General features: G+C 64.2%; 20 protein-coding genes and 1 tRNA gene. 8 read left to right on the top strand and 13 right to left on the bottom strand.

Annotated elements, in window-relative coordinates; genetic code table 11:
* Positions 1-60: 60 nt before the first annotated feature.
* The 4 genes from ACLQ7E_RS11120 to ACLQ7E_RS11105 form a co-directional block, all read right to left on the bottom strand.
* Complete coding sequence (locus tag ACLQ7E_RS11120) at positions 61-942, bottom strand: hypothetical protein (protein WP_411732639.1); 882 nt, start codon at positions 940-942, stop codon at positions 61-63.
* 236 nt (positions 943-1,178) lie between these two features.
* Positions 1,179-2,147 carry a ribokinase gene (locus tag ACLQ7E_RS11115; protein ID WP_411732638.1) on the bottom strand — a complete coding sequence of 323 codons (969 nt, stop codon included), beginning with the start codon at positions 2,145-2,147 and terminating at the stop codon, positions 1,179-1,181.
* Positions 2,148-3,569 (bottom strand): MFS transporter, encoded by a 1,422-nt coding sequence (locus ACLQ7E_RS11110; protein ID WP_411732637.1) that lies wholly within the window; start codon positions 3,567-3,569, stop codon positions 2,148-2,150.
* On the bottom strand, positions 3,566-4,546 hold the full coding sequence (locus ACLQ7E_RS11105; RefSeq protein ID WP_411732636.1) for a nucleoside hydrolase: 981 nt from the start codon (positions 4,544-4,546) through the stop codon (positions 3,566-3,568). Before ACLQ7E_RS11105 ends, ACLQ7E_RS11110 begins: the two co-directional genes overlap by 4 nt.
* Before the next feature lie 190 nt (positions 4,547-4,736).
* Here ACLQ7E_RS11105 and ACLQ7E_RS11100 point away from each other — a divergent pair, with 190 nt between their 5' ends.
* Positions 4,737-5,780 carry a LacI family DNA-binding transcriptional regulator gene (locus ACLQ7E_RS11100; RefSeq protein WP_411732635.1) on the top strand — a complete coding sequence of 348 codons (1,044 nt, stop codon included), beginning with the start codon at positions 4,737-4,739 and terminating at the stop codon, positions 5,778-5,780.
* A gap of 8 nt (positions 5,781-5,788) precedes the next feature.
* Here the strand turns inward: ACLQ7E_RS11100 and ACLQ7E_RS11095 are convergent, their stop codons facing one another.
* Positions 5,789-6,334, bottom strand: coding sequence for an RDD family protein (locus tag ACLQ7E_RS11095; RefSeq protein WP_411732634.1), 546 nt, complete (start codon positions 6,332-6,334; stop codon positions 5,789-5,791).
* A 75-nt stretch (positions 6,335-6,409) separates the two neighbouring features.
* On the opposite strand from ACLQ7E_RS11095, the gene ACLQ7E_RS11090 reads away from it, so the two are divergent.
* Both ACLQ7E_RS11090 and ACLQ7E_RS11085 read left to right on the top strand, forming a co-directional pair.
* Positions 6,410-7,324 carry a dihydrodipicolinate synthase family protein gene (locus tag ACLQ7E_RS11090; protein WP_411732633.1) on the top strand — a complete coding sequence of 305 codons (915 nt, stop codon included), beginning with the start codon at positions 6,410-6,412 and terminating at the stop codon, positions 7,322-7,324.
* A 276-nt stretch (positions 7,325-7,600) separates the two neighbouring features.
* A complete protein-coding gene (locus ACLQ7E_RS11085) occupies positions 7,601-7,945 on the top strand; it encodes a hypothetical protein (protein ID WP_411732632.1) in 345 nt (114 codons plus the stop codon).
* Positions 7,946-8,108: 163 nt separating this feature from the next.
* Here the strand turns inward: ACLQ7E_RS11085 and ACLQ7E_RS11080 are convergent, their stop codons facing one another.
* The gene (locus ACLQ7E_RS11080; protein ID WP_411732631.1) at positions 8,109-8,306 is read right to left on the bottom strand and encodes a hypothetical protein; all 198 of its coding nucleotides are present in this window, start codon (positions 8,304-8,306) and stop codon (positions 8,109-8,111) included.
* A gap of 200 nt (positions 8,307-8,506) precedes the next feature.
* Between ACLQ7E_RS11080 and ACLQ7E_RS11075 the strand changes: the two genes are divergently transcribed.
* Positions 8,507-10,060, top strand: coding sequence for a hypothetical protein (locus ACLQ7E_RS11075; RefSeq protein WP_411732630.1), 1,554 nt, complete (start codon positions 8,507-8,509; stop codon positions 10,058-10,060).
* 121 nt (positions 10,061-10,181) lie between these two features.
* Here ACLQ7E_RS11075 and ACLQ7E_RS11070 read toward each other — a convergent pair whose 3' ends face one another.
* The 6 genes from ACLQ7E_RS11070 to ACLQ7E_RS11045 all read right to left on the bottom strand — a co-directional run bounded on the left by ACLQ7E_RS11070 (position 10,182) and on the right by ACLQ7E_RS11045 (position 15,467).
* Entirely contained in the window at positions 10,182-10,496 is a 315-nt protein-coding gene (locus ACLQ7E_RS11070; RefSeq protein ID WP_411732629.1) for a hypothetical protein, read from the bottom strand.
* 341 nt (positions 10,497-10,837) lie between these two features.
* On the bottom strand, positions 10,838-11,386 hold the full coding sequence (locus ACLQ7E_RS11065; RefSeq protein WP_411732628.1) for a hypothetical protein: 549 nt from the start codon (positions 11,384-11,386) through the stop codon (positions 10,838-10,840).
* A 192-nt stretch (positions 11,387-11,578) separates the two neighbouring features.
* Positions 11,579-13,051 carry a hypothetical protein gene (locus tag ACLQ7E_RS11060; protein ID WP_411732627.1) on the bottom strand — a complete coding sequence of 491 codons (1,473 nt, stop codon included), beginning with the start codon at positions 13,049-13,051 and terminating at the stop codon, positions 11,579-11,581.
* Between the two features lie 298 nt (positions 13,052-13,349).
* Entirely contained in the window at positions 13,350-13,760 is a 411-nt protein-coding gene (locus ACLQ7E_RS11055; protein ID WP_411732626.1) for a hypothetical protein, read from the bottom strand.
* A 594-nt stretch (positions 13,761-14,354) separates the two neighbouring features.
* Positions 14,355-14,431 (bottom strand) — tRNA-Thr (locus ACLQ7E_RS11050).
* A gap of 172 nt (positions 14,432-14,603) precedes the next feature.
* Positions 14,604-15,467 carry a DsbA family protein gene (locus ACLQ7E_RS11045; protein ID WP_411732625.1) on the bottom strand — a complete coding sequence of 288 codons (864 nt, stop codon included), beginning with the start codon at positions 15,465-15,467 and terminating at the stop codon, positions 14,604-14,606.
* A 152-nt stretch (positions 15,468-15,619) separates the two neighbouring features.
* Between ACLQ7E_RS11045 and ACLQ7E_RS11040 the strand changes: the two genes are divergently transcribed.
* The 4 genes from ACLQ7E_RS11040 to ACLQ7E_RS11025 all read left to right on the top strand — a co-directional run bounded on the left by ACLQ7E_RS11040 (position 15,620) and on the right by ACLQ7E_RS11025 (position 20,690).
* Entirely contained in the window at positions 15,620-17,095 is a 1,476-nt protein-coding gene (locus ACLQ7E_RS11040; RefSeq protein WP_411732624.1) for a trehalose-6-phosphate synthase, read from the top strand.
* A 163-nt stretch (positions 17,096-17,258) separates the two neighbouring features.
* Positions 17,259-18,041 carry a trehalose-phosphatase gene (gene otsB / locus ACLQ7E_RS11035; RefSeq protein WP_411732623.1) on the top strand — a complete coding sequence of 261 codons (783 nt, stop codon included), beginning with the start codon at positions 17,259-17,261 and terminating at the stop codon, positions 18,039-18,041.
* Between the two features lie 56 nt (positions 18,042-18,097).
* Positions 18,098-19,222, top strand: a complete 1,125-nt coding sequence (locus tag ACLQ7E_RS11030; RefSeq protein ID WP_411732622.1) for an ABC transporter ATP-binding protein — start codon at positions 18,098-18,100, stop codon at positions 19,220-19,222.
* A 136-nt stretch (positions 19,223-19,358) separates the two neighbouring features.
* On the top strand, positions 19,359-20,690 hold the full coding sequence (locus tag ACLQ7E_RS11025) for a DUF4032 domain-containing protein (protein WP_411732621.1): 1,332 nt from the start codon (positions 19,359-19,361) through the stop codon (positions 20,688-20,690).
* 514 nt (positions 20,691-21,204) lie between these two features.
* On the opposite strand, the gene ACLQ7E_RS11020 is transcribed toward ACLQ7E_RS11025, so the two are convergent.
* Positions 21,205-23,112 (bottom strand): glycoside hydrolase family 13 protein, encoded by a 1,908-nt coding sequence (locus ACLQ7E_RS11020; RefSeq protein ID WP_411732620.1) that lies wholly within the window; start codon positions 23,110-23,112, stop codon positions 21,205-21,207.
* Positions 23,113-23,117: the final 5 nt, after the last annotated feature.

Raw genomic sequence — 23,117 nt, 5'->3', positions numbered from 1 at the left:
GCCGCATCAACGCCAAATCCGGGCCGGTCCGGGCAAGGCACTGGCTTCGGCCGCCGATCCTCAGAGGCGCCGCGAAAGCCATTCCTCCAGCGCTTCGAGGCTCCACGACGGCGCCCGCACCAGGATGATCTCCCGGTCCTCCCGGAAGGCCTCCTCCACGCCGTCCTCGCGGGACAGCCTGCGGACCATCCGGTCGACCTCGCGCGACCGTTCGTGGGCGATTTCGTCGCCGAGGCCGATCTCGAAGTCGTATTCTCCCTCCTCGTCGCGGACGTCCTCGACCTCGTACGGCGGCTCCGGCTCCGCGGTCTCGTCGGTGTTCTCCTCGGCCCGGTTCAGCTGCTCGATGAGCCTGCGCGCATACTCGGCCATGCTGTCATCCTGCGGCTCATCGAGCCCGTGGAAGACCCTGACCACGAGGACCACCGGGAGACCGGGCAGGAAGTTGTGGTTCTTGCCCGTCCCGCTGACCAATACCGGGTGGTTGCTCAGCATGTAGCGCTTGTGGCTGTCGCGCGCAATCTCCCATCGTGCCAACGGCGCGCGGGCCCGCACCACCTCCGAGAGGTAGGACACGAGCCCGTCCAGGAGCGCCACGGACTCCGTGGACAGGGTCTGCTCCACCTCGGTGGTATGGCGGTGCCACGACGGCCAGGCCGCCCGCCCCACGGAGGCCGGGTCGGTGCCGCCGGGGGCGTCGCGGGCGGTAAAGCGGGAGTGCATCATCCAGCGCCAGAGCGGAACGAGGCTCTCGGGGGTGCCGTCGAGGAGCGCGGCCGGGTCCTGGCCGTCGGCCTCCAGGAGTTCCTTCAGACGCTGAAGGGCCGGTGCGCGTTCGTCAAGGAACTTCTGGAGTGCGGCCCTGGCCTTGGCCGGGGTCATGTTCAGATAGTCGTCGCTTCTTTTGGCGTCGAGCCACCTCTTGAGCGTGCCGATGGGCATGGTGTGTCCTTCACGGGCGATGCGGTTCCACGGTCCGGGACGCCTCGTGGTGCCCCCTGCCACAGAGCCTAGGCGCAGTTGCGGGGACCGTGCAACGGGGGGCAGCCGTCCTCACCACGCCAGAATCCGAAGCGCCGCTTAACGCCAGGTCCCTCCCGGGGAAAGGTCCGGGAGGGATCTGGCGTTGAAGGGTTCCTGGCCAGTCCCCGGGGGATCGGGGACTGGCAGGGAAGGGGCTATCCGTTGAGCCTGGCGCGCACCGCGGCGGCATCCGGGTAGGCGGCCTGTGTGCCCTTCTTGGTGGCTGCAAGTGCGGCACCCACCGAGGCGAAGGCGGCCGCATCGGCCAGGTCGTCGCCGGCGGCCAGCCGTGCTGCCACCCCGCCGGTGAAGGCATCTCCGGCGCCGGTGGTGTCCACCGCGTCGACGCGGGTCGGGGCAATGCGGACAATGCGGGCATCGGCTGCTGTCGAATCCAGCACCACCGAGCCCTGGGCGCCGAGCGTCACCACGGCGCTTTGCAGCCCGCGGGCCACCAGATGCTCCAGCACCGGTTCCCAGGCCGAGGTCTCGGCGTCGGGTTCCGGGATTTGCTCGCCGTCCAGGAATTGCGAGGCCTCGTGCGCGTTGACCAGCAACACGTTGGAGAGCCTGGCCAGGCTTGCAGGGATCGGCGCGTACGGGGAAAGGTTCAGCAGCACCGTGGCGCCGGCGTCAGCCCCCGCCCGGGCAGCGGCCTCGACGGTTTCCAGGCCGACCTCCAGGCACAGGCAGAGCACTGCGGCGCCCTCGAAGGCAGCTGCTGCTGCCTCGACGTCGCCCGGGGACAGGGTCCCGTTGGCGCCGGCGGAGATGACGATGCTGTTCTCCCCGTGCGCATCCACGGTGACCACGGCGACGCCCGTCTCCACGCCCTCGGCACGGCGCACCCGGCTGACATCTACGTTGGCGGCGGCGCAGGATTCGAGCAGCATGGTCCCGTTGGCGTCCCGGCCCACGGCTCCGACCAGGGACACGTTGCCGCCGAGCTTTCCGGCGGCCACTGCCTGGTTGGCGCTCTTGCCGCCGGGGTTCACCGTGAAGCCCGTGCCGTGCAGGGTCTCCCCCGGGGCAGGCAGGCGCTGGGTGTAGATGGTCAGGTCGGCGTTCAGCGAGCCGACCACCACGATCCGGCCGGCCTGGTTGCCTGGGGCTTGGGTATCCAACTACTTCACCTCTGCGTCGACGGGCTTGGGGATCAACAACGAGGCGGCGAAGGCAGCCACGGTGATGACCAGGCCGACCACCACCACGGTGACGTAAGAAGCGCGGTCGCCCAGGGACGAGGTTCCCACAAGCACCGCGGGAAGCACCAGGAAGCTCAGCCCGGCGCCCAGGTTGAAGGCGCCGGCGTTCATGCCGGGCAGGAAGCCGGGGTTGCCCTTGGGTGAGAGCACCACGCCCAGTCCGTTGAGCATGATATTGGCGGTTCCGGCGTACATGATGCCCAGCAGCGCGGTTCCGGCAACCATCATGGGCAGCGAATCCATGCCGAAGAACACGATGACCAGCAGCGCGGCGACGGAGCCGAGCATGCCGATGCGCAGGACCTTGTTATAGCCCCACACCGGGGCCAGGCGTCCGCTGATGGGTCCGAAGACCCAGCCCAGCAGCGCATACGGGGTGAGGATGAGCAGCGCGGTCTGGGTGGGGCCGACGCCGAAGCCGGCGCCCGCGGCCTGGACGTATGCGGGGACGATGCCGTTGATGACGGCGAAGATGCCGGTCATGGTCAGCACCGTGGTCAGCAGCGGCGCCCAGGTGGCGCGCTGGCGCAGGTGCTCGAGCTGCACCATGGGCTCTGCCACGCGCTTCTCGGTGGTCCAGAAGCCATAGAAGGCTGCGGCTGCCAGGGCCAGCAGCACCAGCGAGGTGATGACGGTGGCCGGATCGATGCCGCCGACCAGCTTCGCTGCCTCGTTCAGGGCGGTCAGCAGGGCGCCGACGGCAACGACGATGAAGAACACGCCGCGCCAGTCCATCTTGGTGCCGGCCTGCGGCTTGGACTCGCGGGTCAGCAGCGCCACGGCCACTGCGGCAAGGACCGCCAGCACAACCATGAACCAGAAGATGGAACGGAAGCCGTGGTTCTCGGCGAGGTAGCCGCCGAGGAAGGAATCGACGCCGGCGACCCCGCCGTTGACGGCAAGGATCAGGCCCATGAGGGTGCCGTAGCGGCGCGGGTTCGGTACGGCGCTGCGCAGCATTAGCAGGGCCAATGGGACCGTGGGGCCGGAGATGCCCTGGATGATGCGGCCGGCAAAGAGCCATTCGATGTTCGGGGCCAGGGCGGCGACCACGGACCCGACTGCGGTCAGCAGCATCATGATGACCAAGATGCGCTTGCGGCCCACCACGTCGGAAAGGCGGGGCAGGAAGAGGGAGAACAACGCGGCGGTGGTGAAGAACCAGGTCTGCGAGAGGCCGATGGCGGCCTGGTCGGTGCCCAGTTCCTCGCCCATGGTGACCAGCGCGGGGCTGAGCATGGAGGCATTGAGCTGGAACGCCACGCAGGCGGTGAGCAGGGCGGCGGTCAGCGCCACCGCGCCACCGCGGCTGGCGGTGGCCTTTTCAGTCAGGGTGTTCACGGGGCCACGACCTCGACGTCGCCGATGCGCACCAGGGCGTCGGTCACGAGGTTCCAGAAGCGCTCGTGGTCAAGGTCCACTGCAACGGAGGTGTGGCAGTCGGCAGGGGCCGGGGCGCGGAAGTCGGCCACGGTCATGCCCAGCGTCAGGGTGCCCGTCAGCTCGATGTCCACGGGCACCTTGCGGGTGGTGACGATGGTGGGGTCGATGACGTACGCGACGGCGCAGGGGTCGTGGACCGGCGGGAAGTCGAAGCCCTGGGCGTCCTTGTAGGTCTGGGTGAAGAAGTCCATGAGTTCGCGCACGAACTTGGCCGGGCCGGTGCCGATGGCCTCGATCTTCGCGACAACCTCGTCGGTTGCCAGTGCCTGGTGGGTCAAATCGAGTCCGACCATGACCACAGGCCACTTCTCGTTGAAGACGATGTGGGCGGCCTCGGGGTCGATGATGATGTTGAATTCGGCCACGGCGCTCCAGTTGCCCACGTGGTAGCCGCCGCCCATGAGCACGACTTCCTTGACGCGCTCAACGATGCGCGGCTCCTTGCGGGCCGCCATGGCGATGTTGGTGAGCCCGCCAGTGGGGACCAGGGTGACGGTGCCCGGCTCGTGGGCCATGATGGTGTCGATAATCAGGTCGACGGCGTGGCGGGGATCCAGTTCGATGGCGGATTCGGGCTGCTTGGGGCCGTCCATGCCGGATTCGCCGTGGATGTCGGGGGCGTTCTCGATGGTGCGCACCAGCGGGCGGTCACAGCCGGCGGCGAAGGGAACACCGGTGATGCCGGCGATGGTTCCTGTCGCCAGCGCGTTCTTGGTGACCTTTGCCAGGGTCTGGTTGCCGACCACGGTGGTGACGGCAATCAGTTCGATCGCGGGGCTGCCGTGTGCCAGCAGGATGGCAACGGCGTCGTCGTGTCCGGGATCGCAGTCGAGGATGATCTTCCGCGGTTCGGTTGTAGCGATGGGTGCGCCCATGGTTTTCTCCACATCTTCGGGGATAACTTCCCGGGATTTGCGGCCGCGGAAAGGAAATGCTGTTTCCTCGAAATTCTGGCACCCTTAGGCACCCTCCGTCAAACGCTTAACTTGCGTCGTGAAAACACCCAAGTCAAACGCTTGACGCGTTAAGGGGCCCGAACACCCGGACTCGACTAGGATTAAGGCCATGCATTCGACCCAAAAGCCGCGCGCCACGGCACCGAACCGGCGACGGGTCACCGCCGCCATGGTGGCCGAGCGCGCCGGGGTCTCCACCGCCACGGTTTCGCTGGTTGCCAACGGCAAGGCCAGCGGCCGGGTCTCCCCCGGCAACGAGGCCAAGGTCCGCGAGGCCATCCGCGAACTCGGATACGTGGTCGACGGCATTGGCAGCTCCCTTGCCCGGGGCGTGAGCAACACCGTCATCATGGTGGCCCCCGACATCTCCAACCCGTTCTTTGCCACGGTCATTGCCGGGGTCCGCGCCGCGCTTGGCTCCGACTACCACCTGCTTCTTTCGGTCACCGATGCCGGCCAGCTGCCCAGCGCCGACGACACCCGCCGCCTGCTGGGATTGCGCCCTGCCGGACTGCTGGTTGACGCACCGGACCCTTCGTTCCTTGAGGAGCTCTCTGCCCCCGGCCCCCTGGTGCTGCTCGATGCCCCCGGCTTCGGGCCCGAGGTTCCTGCGGTGAACCTCGACGTCGCCCAGGGCGCACGGATCCTGGCAGAGCATCTCGCTGCAACCGGCCACAAGAAGGTTGCCTATATCGACGGGATCACCGGGACCACCACGTTTGAGGTGCGACGTTCCGCGTTCCTCGAGGCCGCGGGCGCATTGGGCATGGAAGTTCCCGAGGGGGCCCTGGCCGCCACGACCATCAATGTCGGCCTGGCCGCAGACGCCTTTGCCGAGGCCTGGCCGCGGTGGAAGAAGGCGGGGGTGACCGCAGTGGTTTGCGCCACCGACACCCACGCCTATGGCGTGCTGCAGGAGGCCCGGGCCGCGGGGATTTCGATCCCCGGCGAGCTGGCGGTGACCGGCTTCGACGACCTTCCCTACTCAATGACCAGCTCCCCCGGCCTGACCAGCGTCCACCTGCCCGGTGAGCTCCTGGGTCGGCGGGCCGCAGAGCAGCTGCTGCGCCTGATTGTCGGCGAGGACCTGGAGACCCAGCAGGTCATGCTGGAGAGCACTCTCATGGTGCGTGGATCGACTGTAGGGGCCTGAAGCCCTGCTCAGCCGTCAGGCTCCCCGCGCAACCTGACGCGGGTTCCCGCCGCCGCGTCGTGGGGCCCGCGTCCGGTGGCCAGCACCATCACGACGTAGAGCAGCGCCGCGACCGTTGCCGCGTTCAGTCCGAGGAAGACCCAGACCGGCGGCGTGGCCTCATAGCCTTCGCGGTAGTAGACGTACATCATCTGCCAAATGAAAAAGTGGGCACCCTCCCACGGCAGCAATTTCACGATGGTTCGCAGCAGGATCCTTCTCCGGCCGGGCGCCGCACCGTCCGCGCCCGCCACTTCGAGCCCCATCCTTCGCTTGCCCCAGGTCGCGTGGTGTGCCCCGGATTCGGTCAGGTAGAGGTAGCTGCCGACCACGAACGTGAGCAGCAGAAAGTACACCAGTTGGCTGCCGAGCGGGCCGATGGCTCCCAGGGTGTCGGGCAGTTCCCCGCGGACCAGGAAGACGACGGCCGAAGCCGCGCCGAGAACGGCCATCCATGCCAGGATGACCAGGTAATCCAGCCCCAGGGCGGCCAGGCGCCGCGTCCGCTCGCGCATGCGGCCCAGCCTAACCGTCGTGTCCCAACCTTCCAACCGTCGCTGGGACACGGCACTGCGATATCCTCGGAAACCATGAAGCCATCCACGATGTTCACCGGCCTGAGCGCCTTTCCCCTGACCCCGCTGACCGAGACCGGCGTTGACGAGCGCGCCTTCGAGGGCCTCGTCGGACGGCTCGCGGCCGCCGGTGTCGACTCGATCGGCGCCCTCGGTTCCACCGGAAGTTACGCCTATCTCGACCGGAGCGAGCGTGCCCGTGTGGCGTCCCTGGCCGTTGAGTGTGCCGAGGGCGTCCCGGTGATCGTCGGGGTTGGCGCCTTGGGCACCCGTCAGGTGCTGCGCAATGTGGAGGATGCCCAGAACGCCGGGGCGGCAGGTGTGCTGCTCGCACCGATGACATACCAGCCACTGACCGAGGACGAGGTCTTTGGGCTGTACGAGGACGTCTCGGCGAACCTTTCGGTGCCGTTGGTCGTCTACGACAACCCGGCCACAACGCGCGTGAATTTCAGCGACGAGCTACATGGCCGGATTGCACAGCTCAAGGCCGTGGCATCCATCAAGATCCCGCCGGTGCCGGCCAATCCCGCGGAAGCGACCGGACGTGTTGCGGCACTGCGTGCGATTGTTCCCGGGCACGTGAGCATCGGCGTGAGCGGGGACGGTGCTGCCGCCAACGGGCTTCTTGCCGGAGCCGACGCCTGGTACAGCGTGATCGGCGGAATCCTTCCCGAAGAGTGCCTGGCGATCACGCGCGCGGCAGCTTCCGGCGACGCGGAAAAGGCCAGGGCGCTTTCGACCGCGATGGACCCCTTGTGGTTGCTCATTGCGCGATATGGGAGTTTCCGGGTCGCTTCCGCCGTGGCAGAGGAACTCGGGTTGGTGAAGCCGGGGAACCTTCCCAGGCCGGTACGGGGACTGGACGGCGACGGGCGCCTCGCGGTTCGGAACGCCCTGGATGAAATTGGCATTCCGACCCGCGCCTGACCCATTGGCCTGACTCCGGCACTGCCTGGACCTACGTGTGCGACAAAGCCCTCCGGTTCTGTTCCGACGAACCACAACCGCATAGGGACCAGGCGAGCATGCCATCGCCGTCCCTTCCCGGCGCGCATCCCGGTAGCATGCCGCCGCAGCCCACCGGAAACGTGGGTTTCCGGCCAGGCGGTAAGGTTGACGGCGTTGACTTTGCGGAGGTGCGGCCGGCTTCCAGCAAGCCGGGCCCCCAGCGCATGGCATCCTCAACGGGATTTTGGAGATTACATGGAGCATGAAGGCAAGGCACTGGCCGCCGACGAAACAGATACACATCACCAGCGCGGCCCCGGCGTCGCATCGGTGCATGTTCGGGCTGCACTCACCTGGTGCGCGATCTTCCCCATGGTCGCTGTCGGAATGACCACCATGGGCTGGTTTGCCGAGGGATGGCATCCCGTCCTGCGAGCGCTCGTGCTCACCCTGGTGGTCGTCCCGCTGGCGGTCTATGTCATCGTGCCCCGATTGCTGCTGGCCTACGGCAAGCTGAGCGGTGCGGCGCGGAATCGCAAGCTGCGCCGCGCGAATGGACGCCTGAAGCGGGAAGCCCGCCGGAGCACGTCCATTTCATAGCAACGAGTGGCGGCCGGTCTTTCGCCGATCCCCGTTCGCTTCAACAACGTTTGCAGGCGCACACCGCTGATCTCATCGCGGGCCGAAATGCGGAGCAGGCGGGCGTCATCGGGACATGGCACCACGGCGCCGTAGTGTCGTCACGACCAAGTTAGTCCTCGACCTACGGCCCTTCGCTGCCGCTACCCTTCGCATGTGTCTTGCGGTACTGCATTCTGGCAAGCGCCAGCCACACGAGCGCCATCACGATGAAGACGATTCCGCCCACCAGTTCATCGGAGGCAAGTTGCCACACGCCGTATTCCAGAAAATACAGTGCCACGATGAGCGCCCAGAAATGGCTTGTTGATGCCTTCCACATACTTCAATTCTCCGCCTGGCATGCCTGCCGTGGCGACGCGAAATTAGGCGTTTGAACGGCGCCTGCTCAAGAAACCATTTGGACAGCTAGGGCGCGTGCCTGTCCGAGGATGTCCTGGCCGAGCTCCAACGGCAAGAACTGGTCCCGGCAGGCAGTCCCCGATATAGTCTGACGAACGTCTGCATCATCATGGGGGAAGAATGAGAAAAACACTAGCCACGCTGGCAATATCAGGGCTTCTGGTGGCTGGGCTCTCCACTCCCCCGGTGCTGGCGAGGGCCGCGGCGCCTGTCGAACAGGTCGACTCCGTGCGGGAGATCAACACACTGACGGCTGATATCCGCAACGACCCGCGGCTGCTCGCCCTCGGATACGACAACACCATCGCCTATGGCGGCGCGACCGTCACCGCCCACGCCGCGGCTCCGGGCGCAGAAAAAATCGAGTACTTCTGGGTGCCCACTGGACACGATGCCCCCACCGCGGACACCGCGGATATGGGAGCAATCATGATCCTGGACAGCGAGCTCTGGATTGATCGGGCCCCGGTGACAGTTTGGGCACGGGCAACCTGGCCGAGCGGCGAAACACGGACGACGACCACCCAGCTGGAAACCAGCTTCGTGTCCAGCCAGACAGCAACGTTCAATGCCCCGGCCTCGGTCCGTCCAGGCACCGCGATTTCCAGCGACATCATCCAGCTCAGCCCCATTGCCAAGGCCGCCGCTGAGCAGGGCCATCTGTCGATCATCTGGCGAGCACAATCGAAAGAGAACCAGGGGAAACTCTGGCACAAGGTGACCAAGTATGGCCCGGGCACTTTGGAAATCCAGCCCTCCTGGCGCGGAACAGACGTAAGGCTCCAAGTCTCGGTGGCTTCACCGCTGGGCTGGAACATCGAGGGATCAAGCATCCGCATCCCGATTGAGGATGTCGACCCTGCCCCGGTCAAGGTCAGCCTGCCGGCCTTCGCGATGGGCCCGAACCGCTTGTTCGACGCCAAGGTCACCAACATTCCCGCCGGTGCCATCCAGGAATCGCAATGGATCCACAACGGCAAGATTGCCCGGGACTTCACCGATGAATTCGGTTTCCAGTTCGGTCCACGGGCGAATCTGCCCGGCGACACCCTGCAGGTCAAGGTCCGCTCGGTCTACTCAGACGGGACCGTTACCGCCCCCGTGGCCTCCAACAAGGTGGTGCTCTCCACCCCTGCCTTCAAGGCACCTCGGACCACCGTCACGGGTACCGCCAAGGTCGGTCAGAAGCTCAAGGCCGTCCGGGGCATCGGATACGTGCCCCCAACGGTCAAGGTCACCCGCAAGTGGCTGCGCAACGGCAAGGCGATTCCAGGAGCCACCGGCACTATCTACAAGCTCACGCCGGCAGACGCCGGCAAACGGATCAGCGCCACCACCAACTACAAGCCGTTCGACCGGGCGGCAGTCTCCTCGACCTCCAAGGCCACCGGCAAGGTCAAGCTGCTGACCATGCGCATCGGCGTGGTGGAAATTGCAGGGACCGCCAAGCCGGGCAAGACCCTGTCGGCTAGTACCGTGCAATGGCAGAAGGGTGCCGCGTTCAAATATCAGTGGCTACGCGCCGGCAAGCCGATAAAGGGCGCCACCAAGGCCAAGTACACACTGACCAAGGCGGACGCCAGCAAGCGGATCGCAGTGAAGGTCACGGCGATGCTTCCCGGGTACAAGACGATCGTGAAGACCAGCAGCTCCACCCTGGTGGCGAGGCGCTAGACACCGCCACGACCCCGCGAACTCCGCCGTGGGGCCGACGGCACAAGAAAGTCGGGGCAGGACATGGGCGGTTCCGGCAGTCCCGTGCTTTCGTGAAAATCTGCGATTCAGCGTGCAATCGTCACAGGTGAGTAATGATCGTTGCAGCATAGCCAAACATGAAGCAGTGCCCCAGCATGTACACGAGCGTGTATGGCCATCTAGTCTTCCGTTGCAGCTCCGTGGTCAGTCCACGCCTCCCGCCGTTCCTGGCAAATGTCATTCTCAAATCCGCAGCTCGGACCCCGTACAGGAACAGGGACGAGATAAACAGCGCTGAGGCAATGAACCCGAGTGCTGGGACCCCAACGAATCCGGTGGAGAAGGGCAGCGCAGCAACAACGATTGCCAGCAGGGCGTTGGCGAAGACAGTGATGACCCCAAGAACTCGGTCCATCGGTGAGTCATAAGGGATCGCGAAGCGGTACCTCCCCCAGTACGCTCCAGACCAGGCAAACAGGACCACGTACGACAGCATCAGAAAATCATTCATTTGCAGTACCCGGCCCCAACACCTTCGAATTTCAATTCACCGTCGCCAGGATGTCGCCATCGGACGCTGTGCCACCTGCTGCCAGGATCAGCCGTCCTTGGGCTGCAAGCGCAGATTTCTCGGCTGCATCCTCCGTCGAATCGCCCTGAGCGATTTGTCGAGGCTGGTCGGCAGATCGCGCTGGACCCTCTTGCCCACGCCATGGCGGTCTTTTTTCTCACGGCGTGGCTTCCTGAATTGGGGTTTCAGTGTTTTTCATAGCGCTTTTCGAGCAGTTCGGCGTGTTCATCACGGGTGACGTGAATGATTGCCTGGTCGCGGATTTCCAGCCGCCCCAGGTAGAGCCTGCCGATGAAGAACGAAATGAGGAACGTAGCCAGGACAAAAGCCGCTGCCATGTCGAGGGAACCGGCGGCGGCCTCGATATCAAATGCCACGACGGCGGCAACTAGGACGAATGATCCAGCAGCTGCGCCCAGTGCCGAAGCCAAGGCCTGCCGGCCAACCGTTACCGGTTGGCATTCTGAGGACTGGATGGCCAAGCCAACGATGGCGCCGGCTGCAGAAACCAGTCCATAGATGCAGCCGGCGACAGCTCCGAACAAGGCTCCAGTCATCGTGTAGCTGGCAAGGCCGCCCCAGGCTTCCAGGCCCTCCTGACCGCTCTCGCCCAGGTACGGCAACGCGATCATCAATCCACCAGTGACTCCGCCGACCAGCGTGCCAATCAGAGCCGCAAGCAAGAAAACAGGCACCAGCAGCGTGGTGATCCTTTGTCCCGCGGAATGTCGCATGACCTCATCGTATGCTCAATGCAGGCCGAGAGAACGTCCTCATTCTGCAATAACGGCGTTGGAACTTTAGCGCCACTTGCCAGCAACTAAACAGACGAAATCAGTTTTGCACTTAATACAACTTATCGGCAGATTGAATCCACCGGGGGCGTACCCAACTTCGGCTTCCCAGGAAGCGCTTACCACGTAGGGTTATCGGGCGATCTTGAACGAAGTTTTCTTCGTACTCGCAGTCGTGTATCGGTATTTCTCGCCGGTGGCGCTGACCTGCAGCGTCTTGCCGCGATCGGTCCTCAAGATCTTGAGCGTGCCCTTGGTGGCACCCTTGATGGGCTTGCCGGCGCGGTACCACTGGTAGGTGATCGTGGTGCCCCTGGCCCAGGATCCATTGTCCGGGTCCAGCACCGCCTTGACGGTGTACCCGGCCTTCTGGGTGCCCCGAACATTCAGCCACGGGACCGACACGGTCCGCAGGATCGGTTTGACCGTCGCCGAGGTGGCCGAATTGGCAGTATAGCCGGGCTTTTTGCCGGTTTCGGTCACGCCGATACGCATCTGGGCATCTGCCGGAACGGGCGTGTAGGAAGCCTTCGTCGCACCCTTGATATTCTTGCCATCGCGCGTCCATTGGTAGGACAGCGTCGTCCCCTTGGTCCAAGACCCGGCCTTGGCGTTGAGCTTACGACCGACATAGGGGTGCTTTTCAGCTGGCGCCGTGGAAACGATCGCGGGCTTTGGAGCCTTCAGGGTGCCGGCCACGATGGTTCTCGCCGGGCTCGTCTGCACGATGGGCTCAGTAGTGTGGGAGGGCGCGTTGGCGTGGGTGGTGACCCGGAACTGGAGATTCTTGCCGATGTCGGAGAGCTTCGGGGCGAATAAATCGGTGGTTGCCCCGTTCGCTGCAACTCCGTTCAACAACCATTGGACCTGGGTGACAACCGTCGTCATGCCTCCCCAGACGTGAGTATCCGACCCGTGATCGTAGACCGCCTTCGCTGACGAACCGAAAGCCGCCGCTCCGAGCATCGGGGGCTCGGGGGTCAACGTTCCCAGGCCAATCGGGTTGGTATCTGTGCGCCTGATGCGACGCGTTCCGTCGGGGAAGATAGTGGTCGAGGTGAGCGATAAGGTCATACCGTATACCCAGCTTGGGACCATGATGCTGGGCGCATTGGTATCCACGTAGCGCGCGAACCAGTGGTAGGTCGTAACGGCGCCAGGGCCGGCCTTGATGTTGCCGGTGAGGGTGCTGCCGACAGTGTGTTTGCCGGTGATGGTGGGTGCGTTTTCGATTGGATGCGCCGGATCGTTGAGCGTCACGGGGTTCAAGGTGGTGTCAACATGGTTTCCGTGCATGTCCGAAATCCACAGCCTGAATCCTTCATATTGGCCGTAGGGAGCGTCGCAGGCAATGAAGGTCCAGGCCAGCGTCCGCGACCCGTCCGGATGGTAAACCGGTGGGACATACTTCGATGGGTCTAGTCGGTTTGCGGGCAGACCTCCGTCTGGTGTCGAAATATCGGAAGTTCCGAGCCAGAAAGTGTTGTCGCGGACCGTGACGCTGACCTGAAAGCGTTCGCCGGGGACCACCTTCTCGGGCGCAACAACCTCCAGGATTTCCGGCGGCGTGTCATCGCCGTTGAGCGCCTGGGCAGCCGGCGCCATGCCAAGTACCAGAGCGAGTGTGATTCCTGCACCGACAAGTGCCTGGAGAGTTCTCTTCATGTCGGCCCCATCGGTTAGCTGCTATTCCCGTCACTCTACGGGGTTTCGTCGAAAAATGGGGCCTGAACTGGTCGGACGCGAATCAAAGCTGAGCCTCCTTGCCGGCGATTCCTCTACGACCGATGCCGGTACAAGTCGATCGTGAAGACCAGCCGATCAAGTCTGAACTCCTCGCGATAACAAGGAGGGCCGCCTGGAAAGGCTTCTATTGTTCAACTTTGAAGTGCAGAGAACGGTCTCAGAGATGGCCGAAAAGCGTCATGACGTAGGCAACCATGAAGAAATGACCAAGCGAATAAGCAACGGTGTGTAGCCACCTGGTCTTCTTCTGCTCCTCAGGCAGCCGTCCTCGCCGTGAACTCTTGCTGAAGAATCTTGTCCTCCAATCCGCCGACCGTACTTGGTAAAGGAACAGGGAGGATAGAAACGATGCCGCTGCAGCGAAGCCGAGTGCTGGAATTCCAGCAAAGTCCGTGGCGAATGGCAACATTGCCGCGATAACGAAGAGGACGGCATTGCAACACACATTGATTGCCCCGAGTACCCGGTCCATCTTCGAATTTCGCTTGATTGGTGCACGATACCTGCCCCAATAAGCGCCTGCCCAACCCAGGAGTCCGGCGTAGGTGAATATCAGTATTTCGTTCATTTGCAATCATTTTTCGTGTAGTTGTAGGCGCCATTCATAGGGACTGCAAAATTCACCGCACCGAAGGCAAGACGCTCTGAAGCGTGCCACATCGGGAGCATCACGGGAAGTCCATGCCATTCCCTTACCACGGTGACGGCCTCCTGGAATTCAGGCTTCCCAGGGCCACGCGGAAATCCTCACGCACGTCTTTTGCAGCATCGGAGCACGCCCGGGCGCATCTGCAGGCCCATGACGCCCATCCAACCAGGACCAACAACAAAGGGCTCCGATGTGCCGGAATTTTCCACCCGTAGTGACTTTCCAGGCGCCTCCCAGTGATAGGGGGTGCAGGTGCAGCGTGCTGGCTTACTCGAAGGATCAGTTGAGTGCGAGTCCCGCGGAATGGTTCAGTTCACCACCACAACCTCAGCTTTGTTGACCGGGTACGAGTCCGCAAAACGGTCACGATTCACCCGCATTTTGTGGGAGTCCATTTTCAATCTGGACAGTTTCTGGACCAGTTGGGGCGGATTCAGTGCCGACGGGCTGTTTGAGAACAAGCAGAAAAACCGCTATTCCCCTTTGTATATAAGGAAAATAACGGTTTCTCGGTGGAGCCCCCTGCCGGATTCGAACCGGCGACCCCCTGTTTACAAGACAGGTGCTCTGGCCAACTGAGCTAAGGGGGCGGACTGCCCGGGCCCGATAAATCACGACCCAAGTGCAGGAACTAGCGTAACCGACATTTCCCCACAGCAGGAAACGGGGATGTCGCCCGCTGCGGCGCCGGGCCCCTCGAGGAGGCGGTTCACCAACACGTGGCGAACCGCCCAACCCAACGAAGGTCCGGCGTATGTCTTCTTACGTGTTGGCAGCGATCGCCGCATTGACGACGCCAGCGAAGTCAGGCTCGGCGACCGAGTCCCACTTCTTGCCCTGAATGAAGATGCTCGGGGTCCCGGCAATGGAATCTGCGCGCGATGCCTGGTCGGTGAACTTGACGAACGGGCGGAAGGTTCCGTCGTCGATGCAGTCGGCAACGTCCGCGCCGTTGTCCTTGGCCAGCTGGGCCAGTTCCGCGTTCTTCATTTCACCCTGCGGGTAGTGGGCGAACATTGCCTTGGCGAACGGCAGGTACGAGGCCGGGGCCTGGTCCGCTACGCAGGCAAGCGCGTTGGCGCCGCGGGAGGAGAAGTTGGTCGGCGACCCTGCATCCAGGTACGCCACGTTGCGGTATTCGACCTGCACGTCTCCGGCAGCCAGCCAGGTGCCGATCTGGTCGGAGTACTGGGTCTCGAAGTCGGCGCAGTGCACGCAGTTGACATCGACATAGAGCAGCACATTGATCGGGTCGCCCTTGGGAGCCACGTTTGCATCGCGCGGGGCGTCCGGCTTCTGTGAGGTCGGCAGCGCGCCGGCCTTGGTGGCGTCCACGGTGAGCCCGGACGTGTCGGCGACGGTCGTGTCCGAGGTGAGCGTAATACCGCCGGCCTCGTTGCCACCCTTGGGCACGGCGCCGGAATCTGCGACCTTGCCGGCATTGTTCTGCAGGACGATGCCAACGATCAGGGCAATCACCGCAAGCACGGCCACCAGCACACCCAGCTTGATAAACAGTGACTTGCGCTTGTCAGCGGCTTCCCGGGCGACACGCATGGACTGTGCCTGCTCTCGCGCGCTTGCTGTCCGCTCGGCCTTGCTCGGCCGCTGGCTATTCGATGCCATAGGTCAAAACGTCCTTTTAGATTGGTTTGGTACTCCCCCGACCCAACCAGTTTAGGCTACGGCGCTGGCGTAGCTTGGCGCCACGGTGTCGCTTACATCACGTGGTTCCCCTAAGCTCAACATTAATCTTGAGCTAGGAATGGAGGGTCAACATGCAAGCGGATATCGCAATTGAACATGCATCCGGTAGCGAGAAACCGAGCTACGACTTCATCGTGGTGGCCAATCGGCTGCCGGTGGACCGAGTGCAGGGCGAGGACGGCGAACTCTCGTGGCGGCGTTCCCCCGGAGGACTGGTTACCGCTATTGCCCCGGTCATGCAGGAATCCGACGGCGCCTGGGTCGGCTGGCACGGAGCCACCAACGAAGAACTGGAACCCTTCGAAAACGACGGGATCCATCTGGTCCCCGTCCCGCTGGAAGAGTGCGACCTGCAGCTGTACTACGAGGGGTTCTCCAACTCCACGCTCTGGCCGCTCTACCACGATGTCATCGTGCCCCCGGAATTCCACCGAACGTGGTGGGACAACTACAAGAAGGTCAACAAGCGTTTTGCCGACGCCACCGCCAGGGTCGCCAAGCATGGTGCCACGGTGTGGGTGCAGGACTACCAATTGCAGCTGGTGCCCAAGCTCCTGCGCGAGGCCCGCCCGGATCTGCGCATCGGGTTCTTCAACCACATCCCCTTCCCATCCCCCGGCATCTTCTCCCAGCTGCCCTGGCGCCGGCAGATCCTCGAGGGCCTGGCGGGCGCCGACGTGGTGGGCTTCCAGCGCACCACCGATGCCAGCAACTTCCTGCGCTGCATGCGCCGCTACACCGACCGCACGGTCAAGGGCTCGCTGGCGATCCCTCCTGCTTCTTCCGAGGACAGCGGGGCCACCCGAAACATCTGTCGCGCCGAGGCCCACCCCATCTCCATCGACACCCGGCAGGTCGCCGAGTTGGCCCACGATCCCGAGATCATGGCGCGGGCCAAGCAGATCCGGCAGGAACTGGGCAACCCGAAGACCATCATGCTCGGCGTGGACCGGCTCGACTACACCAAGGGCATCCGCCACCGTCTCAAGGCGTATGGCGAGCTCTTGGCCGACGGTGCCATCCACGTCGGCGAGGCCTGCATGGTGCAGGTCGCCAGCCCGAGCCGCGAGAATGTCGAGCGCTACCAGCAGCTCAAGGACCAAGTCGAGCTGATGGTGGGCAGCCTCAACGGCGAGCACGACACCATGGAACACACCGCCATCCGCTACCTGCACCATTCATACCCGCTGCGGGAAATGATTGCCCTCTATCTGGCCGCGGACATCATGCTGGTGACCTCCTTGCGTGACGGCATGAACCTGGTGGCCAAGGAATTCGTGGCAGCCCACACCGACGACACCGGCATGCTCGTGCTCTCCGAGTTCACCGGCGCCGCCGACCAACTCACCCAGGCCGTGCTGGTGAACCCGCACGACATCGACGGGATGAAGTCCGGTATCATGCGTGCGCTGAGCATGGACCCTCAAGACTCCGCCCGCCGGATGCGGCGCATGCGCCGGCACCTGCGGGACCACGACGTGGCCCGGTGGTCCCAGACTTTCCTTTCTTCGCTGGCCCAGCCCCTGCCGGTGGACACCCTGGTCTAGGCTGATTGGTGTTGTGGCGCGGATGCAAAGGGAGAGTTTCCCCTTCTTGCATCCGCGCATTGCATTTGTTTTCTTGGTCTTGGGTCGAGACAGCTGACCCGACTTGACCCGAGCCCCCGTTCCTTACCCGCTTCGAATGCCTGAAAGGATCAGCCGGTTACCCATGAGTCCCCTCTCTCCAGACCTCGCCGATGCCATTGAATCCCTGGTCGAAACCCCGATCCTGCTCGTAGCACTGGACTTCGACGGAACCATGGCCCCCTTGGTCGACCGCCCCGAGGACGCGCGCCCATTGCCGGCCGCCGCCGAGGCCCTGGCCAAGTTGGCCGCCTTGGAAAACACCATAACCGCCGTGATTTCCGGCCGCGATTTGGCCTCGCTGCGTGCCGTTGGCAAGCCGCCCGAACAAACCCTGTTGGTTGGCAGCCACGGCACCGAACGCTGGGCTCCCGCGGACTTTGACGCCGAGGACGAACACATCGATCTCAGTCCCGCACAAACCTCGGCGCTGGCCAAGGCCACCGCAATCCTGGAAGCCATCTCCTCTTCCAACCGGGGAACCACGCTTGAATACAAGCCCGCCTCGATCGTCCTGCATGTGCGTCAGGCCGACCCCGAGGTCGGCGCCACCGCATTGCGGGCCGCCCACGAGCAATTGGACGGTATCGAGAACCTGCAGGCCTTGGACGGCAAGTCCGTGCTGGAGGCCAGCGTGCTGGTGGGCACCAAGGGGGACGGGCTGAATTGGCTGCGTGAGGTTGCCGACGCCTCCACCGTGCTGTTTGCCGGAGACGATGTCACGGACGAGGACGCCTTTGCCGTTCTGCGCCCGGGCGATATCGGGGTGAAAATCGGTTCAGGTAAATCAAAGGCACAATTCCGTCTTAATGGGCCCGGGGAATTGCCTGCCCTTTTGGAATTGGTCCTTGATATGAGAAGCTTGTGATTCCATTCACTACGGACCGTCGGGCACGTACCTGCCCGTGAAAGGATCGCTGCCTCATGGCATCAGTAACATTTGACCAGGCCACCCGCATTTACCCCGGAGCCACCACACCTTCCGTGGACAAGATTTCCCTGGAGATCGCCGATGGCGAATTCCTGGTTCTTGTCGGCCCCTCGGGCTGCGGAAAGTCCACCACGCTGCGCATGCTCGCCGGCCTCGAGGACGTGAACTCCGGACGCATCCTCATTGGCGACCGCGACGTCACCAACGTCCCGCCCAAGGACCGCGACATTGCCATGGTCTTTCAGAACTACGCTCTGTACCCGCACATGTCCGTCGCCGACAACATGGGCTTTGCCCTGAAGATTGCCGGAATCGACAAGGACGAACGTGCCCGCCGCGTCCAGGAGGCAGCCAAGCTTCTTGACCTCGAGGACTACCTGGACCGCAAGCCCAAGGCCCTCTCCGGTGGCCAACGCCAGCGCGTGGCCATGGGACGCGCCATCGTGCGCAGCCCTCAGGTATTCCTCATGGATGAGCCGCTATCAAACCTTGATGCCAAGCTTCGCGTGCAGACCCGCACGCAGATCGCTTCGCTGACCCGCCGCCTGGGCGTCACCACGGTGTACGTGACCCACGACCAGGTCGAGGCATTGACCATGGGTGACCGCGTTGCGGTGCTCAAGGACGGATTGCTGCAGCAGGTCGGCACCCCGCGCGAACTCTACGACCGCCCGCAGAACGTCTTTGTTGCCGGCTTCATCGGCTCCCCCGCCATGAATCTGCTGGAGCTGCCGGTGGCCGACGGCGGTGTCGCCTTCGGTGGAACCATCTACCCTGTGGCCTCGGCGACGCTGGAGTCAGCAACCGGCAACTCGGTCACGCTGGGCGTGCGACCCGAGGACCTGGACCAGGTCTCCGAGGCAGAGGGCCTTGCGGTCGAGGTTGACGTTGTCGAGGAACTTGGCGCAGATGCCTACGTCTACGGGCACACCACCGTGGGCGGCACCGAATACCAGATGGTTGTGCGCGTCGATGGCCGCAAGCCCCCGTTCAAGGGCGAAACCATTCACGTGGCGCCGAAGATCGGGCACGTGCACCTCTTTGACACCGCCTCCGGCGAGCGCCTGGCCGAGCCTTCCCGAAACGGCGCACACGCACAGGTAGCCACCGAGATCTAGGACCTTTCCCGTTATCGTGTAATTGCACGACAACTGCCAATGGCGGCCGTATTCAGCCCAGTGCTGGGTGCGGCCGCCTTCGCATATCCGCTTCCCCATTCCCCTCATCACTGCACCAAGGGACGGCACACACGCCATGATTCGCCACACCGCCAGCTGGCACGACGAGCCCACCAACCATGCCCAGAACGGCAAGTTGCCGCGCGATTCCTCCCCTGCCACTCCCCCGTCCGTTGCCGGTTCGCTGTCCATCACCTCGGCCACCGCGGATCCGGGCCTGTTGAATCTGCCGTGGCAAATCCAGCTGGAGGACTGGCCGAGCGACACGCTGGCCCCGCTGCCTCGGGGCATCTCACGGCATGTGGTGCGCTTCGCCATGATGGGCAAGGCGGTGATTGCCATCAAGGAAACCGGCGAGCACGTGGCCCGGCACGAATACCACATGCTGCGCAAGCTGCGTCGGTTGGCTGCCCCCTGCGTGGAACCTGTCGCGGTGATCACCGGGCGCACGGACACCGAGGGCAACGACCTTGACCCGGTGTTGGTCACCCGGCACCTGAAATACTCGCTGCCCTACCGCGCGCTGTTCTCCCAGAAGCTGCGCCGCGACACCCTCACCCGGCTCATTGACGCCCAGGCGCTACTGCTGGTCCGCCTGCACCTGATCGGGTTCTACTGGGGAGACGTGTCCCTGTCCAACACGTTGTTCCGGCGCGACGCCGAGTCCTTCGCCGCGTACCTGGTGGACGCGGAAACCGGTGAGCTGTACCCCGAGCTGTCCTCCGGCCAGCGCGAATACGACCTGGAAATCGCCCGCGTGAACATTGCCGGGGAACTCATGGACCTGATGGAGGCCGGGCTCATCGAGGACACCGTGGACCCCGTGGCCACCAGCGAGGATATCCTCCATGCCTACCGCGGACTCTGGGCCGAGCTCAATGACAAGGAATCCTTCGACCTCTCCGAACGCTGGCGGGTCGACGAGCGCATCCGCCGGCTCAACGAGCTGGGTTTCGACGTGGAGGAAATCAGCCTCAAGACCTCTCCGGACGGCGGCAAGCTGCTTATCCAGCCCAAGGTCGTGGACGCCGGGCACCACACCCGCAGGCTGCTGCGCCTGACCGGGCTGGACGTGGAGGAGGGCCAGGCCCGCCGGCTGCTCAACGACCTGGATGCCTACCGGGCCAAGAAACATCCGGATGCCGACGAGGAGATGGCTGCAGCGCGTTGGGTCACCGACGTCTTTGACAGGATCACCGGAGCCATCCCCCGCGAGTTCCACGGAAAGCTGGAGCCTGCCCAGATCGTTCACGAGGTCCTCGAGCACCGCTGGTACATTTCCGAGGCACGCGGCTCCAACGTCCCCATGGAGGAGGCAGTGGCGTCCTACGTGGAGGCGGTGCTGCGCCACCGGAGGGACGAGGCCCGGCTGGTGTTGGGCGAGGACGAGGAATCCACGACGACGTAGCAGGCCGCAACCGCCGATTCAGTTTCCGTCGGCCTGCTGGTTGAAATATAGGAGATTCTTCTACCAGAGACCTTGTCCCCTATTGGCTGTCCGTTGGGTCGTTTTGTTCCCGACCGGTGACTTGAAGGGCCCCCGACAGCTTGGACCAAATGACTGAGTCTTACTGGTCACCCGGGATCTCGCCCGCCACTCGGCGGTGCGGAATACTCCGGGCTGACCGCGGCTAATTGCTAACGGAAATGATTCCGGAGTTGAAGTGGCTTGGACTCAGCGGAGAACATGCGGCGGGCGAAGTGCCCATGTGGGCAGGCGTTCCCACACGCAGGAAAGCGCTGACGTTTGCGCTTTGGCTTGCATTGTCCGTGGCGGTCTTTGTGTTGTTGCAGCTCAGGCTCCCGTCCGACGAAGGGTTCGGAGGTTTCCTTCCGATCTTTGTCGCCATCTTGGTGTTCGCCGCGGGGAGTGCCGTGACCGAACGAGGACTCGTCCGCGTCCAGGATTCGACTCCCGCCCGCTAGCTCCACGCTCCACTTGCTGTGGCAAGGTGGAGCGAAGCGCCGGGACCGCCCGCGCTGACCAGCAATTCCCCCGCCTCGTTCACCACCAATCCGGGTGCAACTCCCACCGCTGCGAGAGCGCTTCCCGGCTCACCGGCCAGCCGCACCGCGTTGCCCAGAGTGGTTTCCGGGACCGCGCCCCGGGCCAGCACGCACAACACCGAGCCGCTCGCATGCTCCCGGACGTAAACCAGCAGGTTCTCCTCGGCGATGATCCAGCGCAGCGAGCCATCAACCAATGCCCGATGGTTGGACCGCAGTGCCGCCAATTCGGCGTAGAGCGGGCGCAGGTCCCTGCCCCACTTTTCTGGCCTTCCCCAGGGCATGGGGGTGCGGGAGTCCTCACCGTTGAATCCGTGCAGCCCGAATTCGTCCCCGGCAAACACCAGCGGGATTCCCGGGAACGTGAATTGCGCGCAAGCCGCGACTTCCTGTCCGCCGTCAATCATGTGGCTGGCGGCCCGAGCGGTGTCGTGGGTGTCCAGGGCGTTGGCGTTGGCAAGCCGCACCTCCCAGCTGAAGCCAGCCGACATTTCCCGATGTGTCGCCACCAAGTCCCTCGCATCAATTCGCGCCGGCCCTGGCTGCGGCAACCCGAAGAACCACTTGAAGGCTTCGGGATCGGGGTCCCTGGCCAGCCATTGCCACAGTGGCCTGGCGAAATTGCTGTAGCTCACCACTCCCTGCCAGCCGTCCCCGGGAACATCGTGCGCCGCGTCGGACGTCGATTCGGCAAGCAGCATCGCCCCGGGCTTCACCTCCTCAATGCGCTCGCGCAGCATCCGGGCGACCTCGTGGTTCAGGTCATCGGCCCCGCGCCGCCCGGTCATGTTTCCCACGTCGATCCGCCAACCGTCGAGGTTGAAGGGTTCCTTGAGCCAACGCACCGCCACCGAGTCCTCCGCCAGGATGAAGCGCTCGCGCAGGGCAGCGGCATTCCAGTTCAGCTTGGGCAGCGAGGGCACGCCCAGCCAGGCCTCGTATTCGCTGTTGTCCTCGTTGAAGTAGTAGTACTCCCCCGTGGGCGCCCCGGGATTCTTGTAGGCATCAACGAACCAGTGGTGCCCGGCCCCGGTGTGGTTGGTGGTCAGGTCGCCCACCACACGCAGCCCTCTGGCATGGGCTGCCTCGACCAGCGAAACCAGGGCGGCATCCCCGCCGAGCAACGGGTCGACCTCGTCAAAGGAGGAAGCGTCGTAGCGGTGGTTGGAGGCCGCGGGGAAGATCGGCGTCAGGTAGAGCACCGTCGCCCCCAAGGAAACCAAATGATCGAGCTTGCCTTGGATCCCTGGAAGGTCGCCCCCATAGAATTGCCGGGACGTATCGGCACCGCTTCCCTGCACCGGGGTGTCCCAGTCGCAGCGAACCATCCAGCCCGCCGTCGGCTTCTCGGCGCCGGAGTTTGCGAACCTGTCGGGGAAGACCTGGTACATGATTGATTCCTTGACCCAATCCGGGGTCCCGTGCTCCGCCTGGATCCTGAAATCAAAGGCGTCGGGCACATCGCGGCGGTGCATCCCGGCCGCATTCAACCAACGGTACTGGTCCGCGCCCTCGGCATCCCGGTACTGCAGGTACCAGCGATAGCGTTGCACCGGATTCACCATCGTCAGCGTGGCTTCGAAGTAGCCGTGGGTATCGTCGCCGAGCGCCTTGCCCGCCGGTTCGAGGTGAGGTTCCCCGTCGCGCAGGCTGCGAAGCCACGCGGCAACCGGTGCCGCGGCACCCGCCGGGACCCGGAGCCGCACCCGCAGTTCCTGCCCCAGCCGCGGCGCTGCCGGGCCGGCCACATAGGCGGGAGATCCGTCGTGGTGCGGCTGCAGGGACGGCGTCGAATCGACGGCGTGCATCTCGGTTCCGGGCATGGACG

The sequence above is a fragment of the Paeniglutamicibacter sp. genome (genome assembly GCF_046714615.1).
Lineage (GTDB): Bacteria > Actinomycetota > Actinomycetes > Actinomycetales > Micrococcaceae > Paeniglutamicibacter.
The sequence above is the reverse complement of the archived record's forward strand: the minus strand, read 5'-3'. Positions and strand labels throughout refer to the sequence as shown.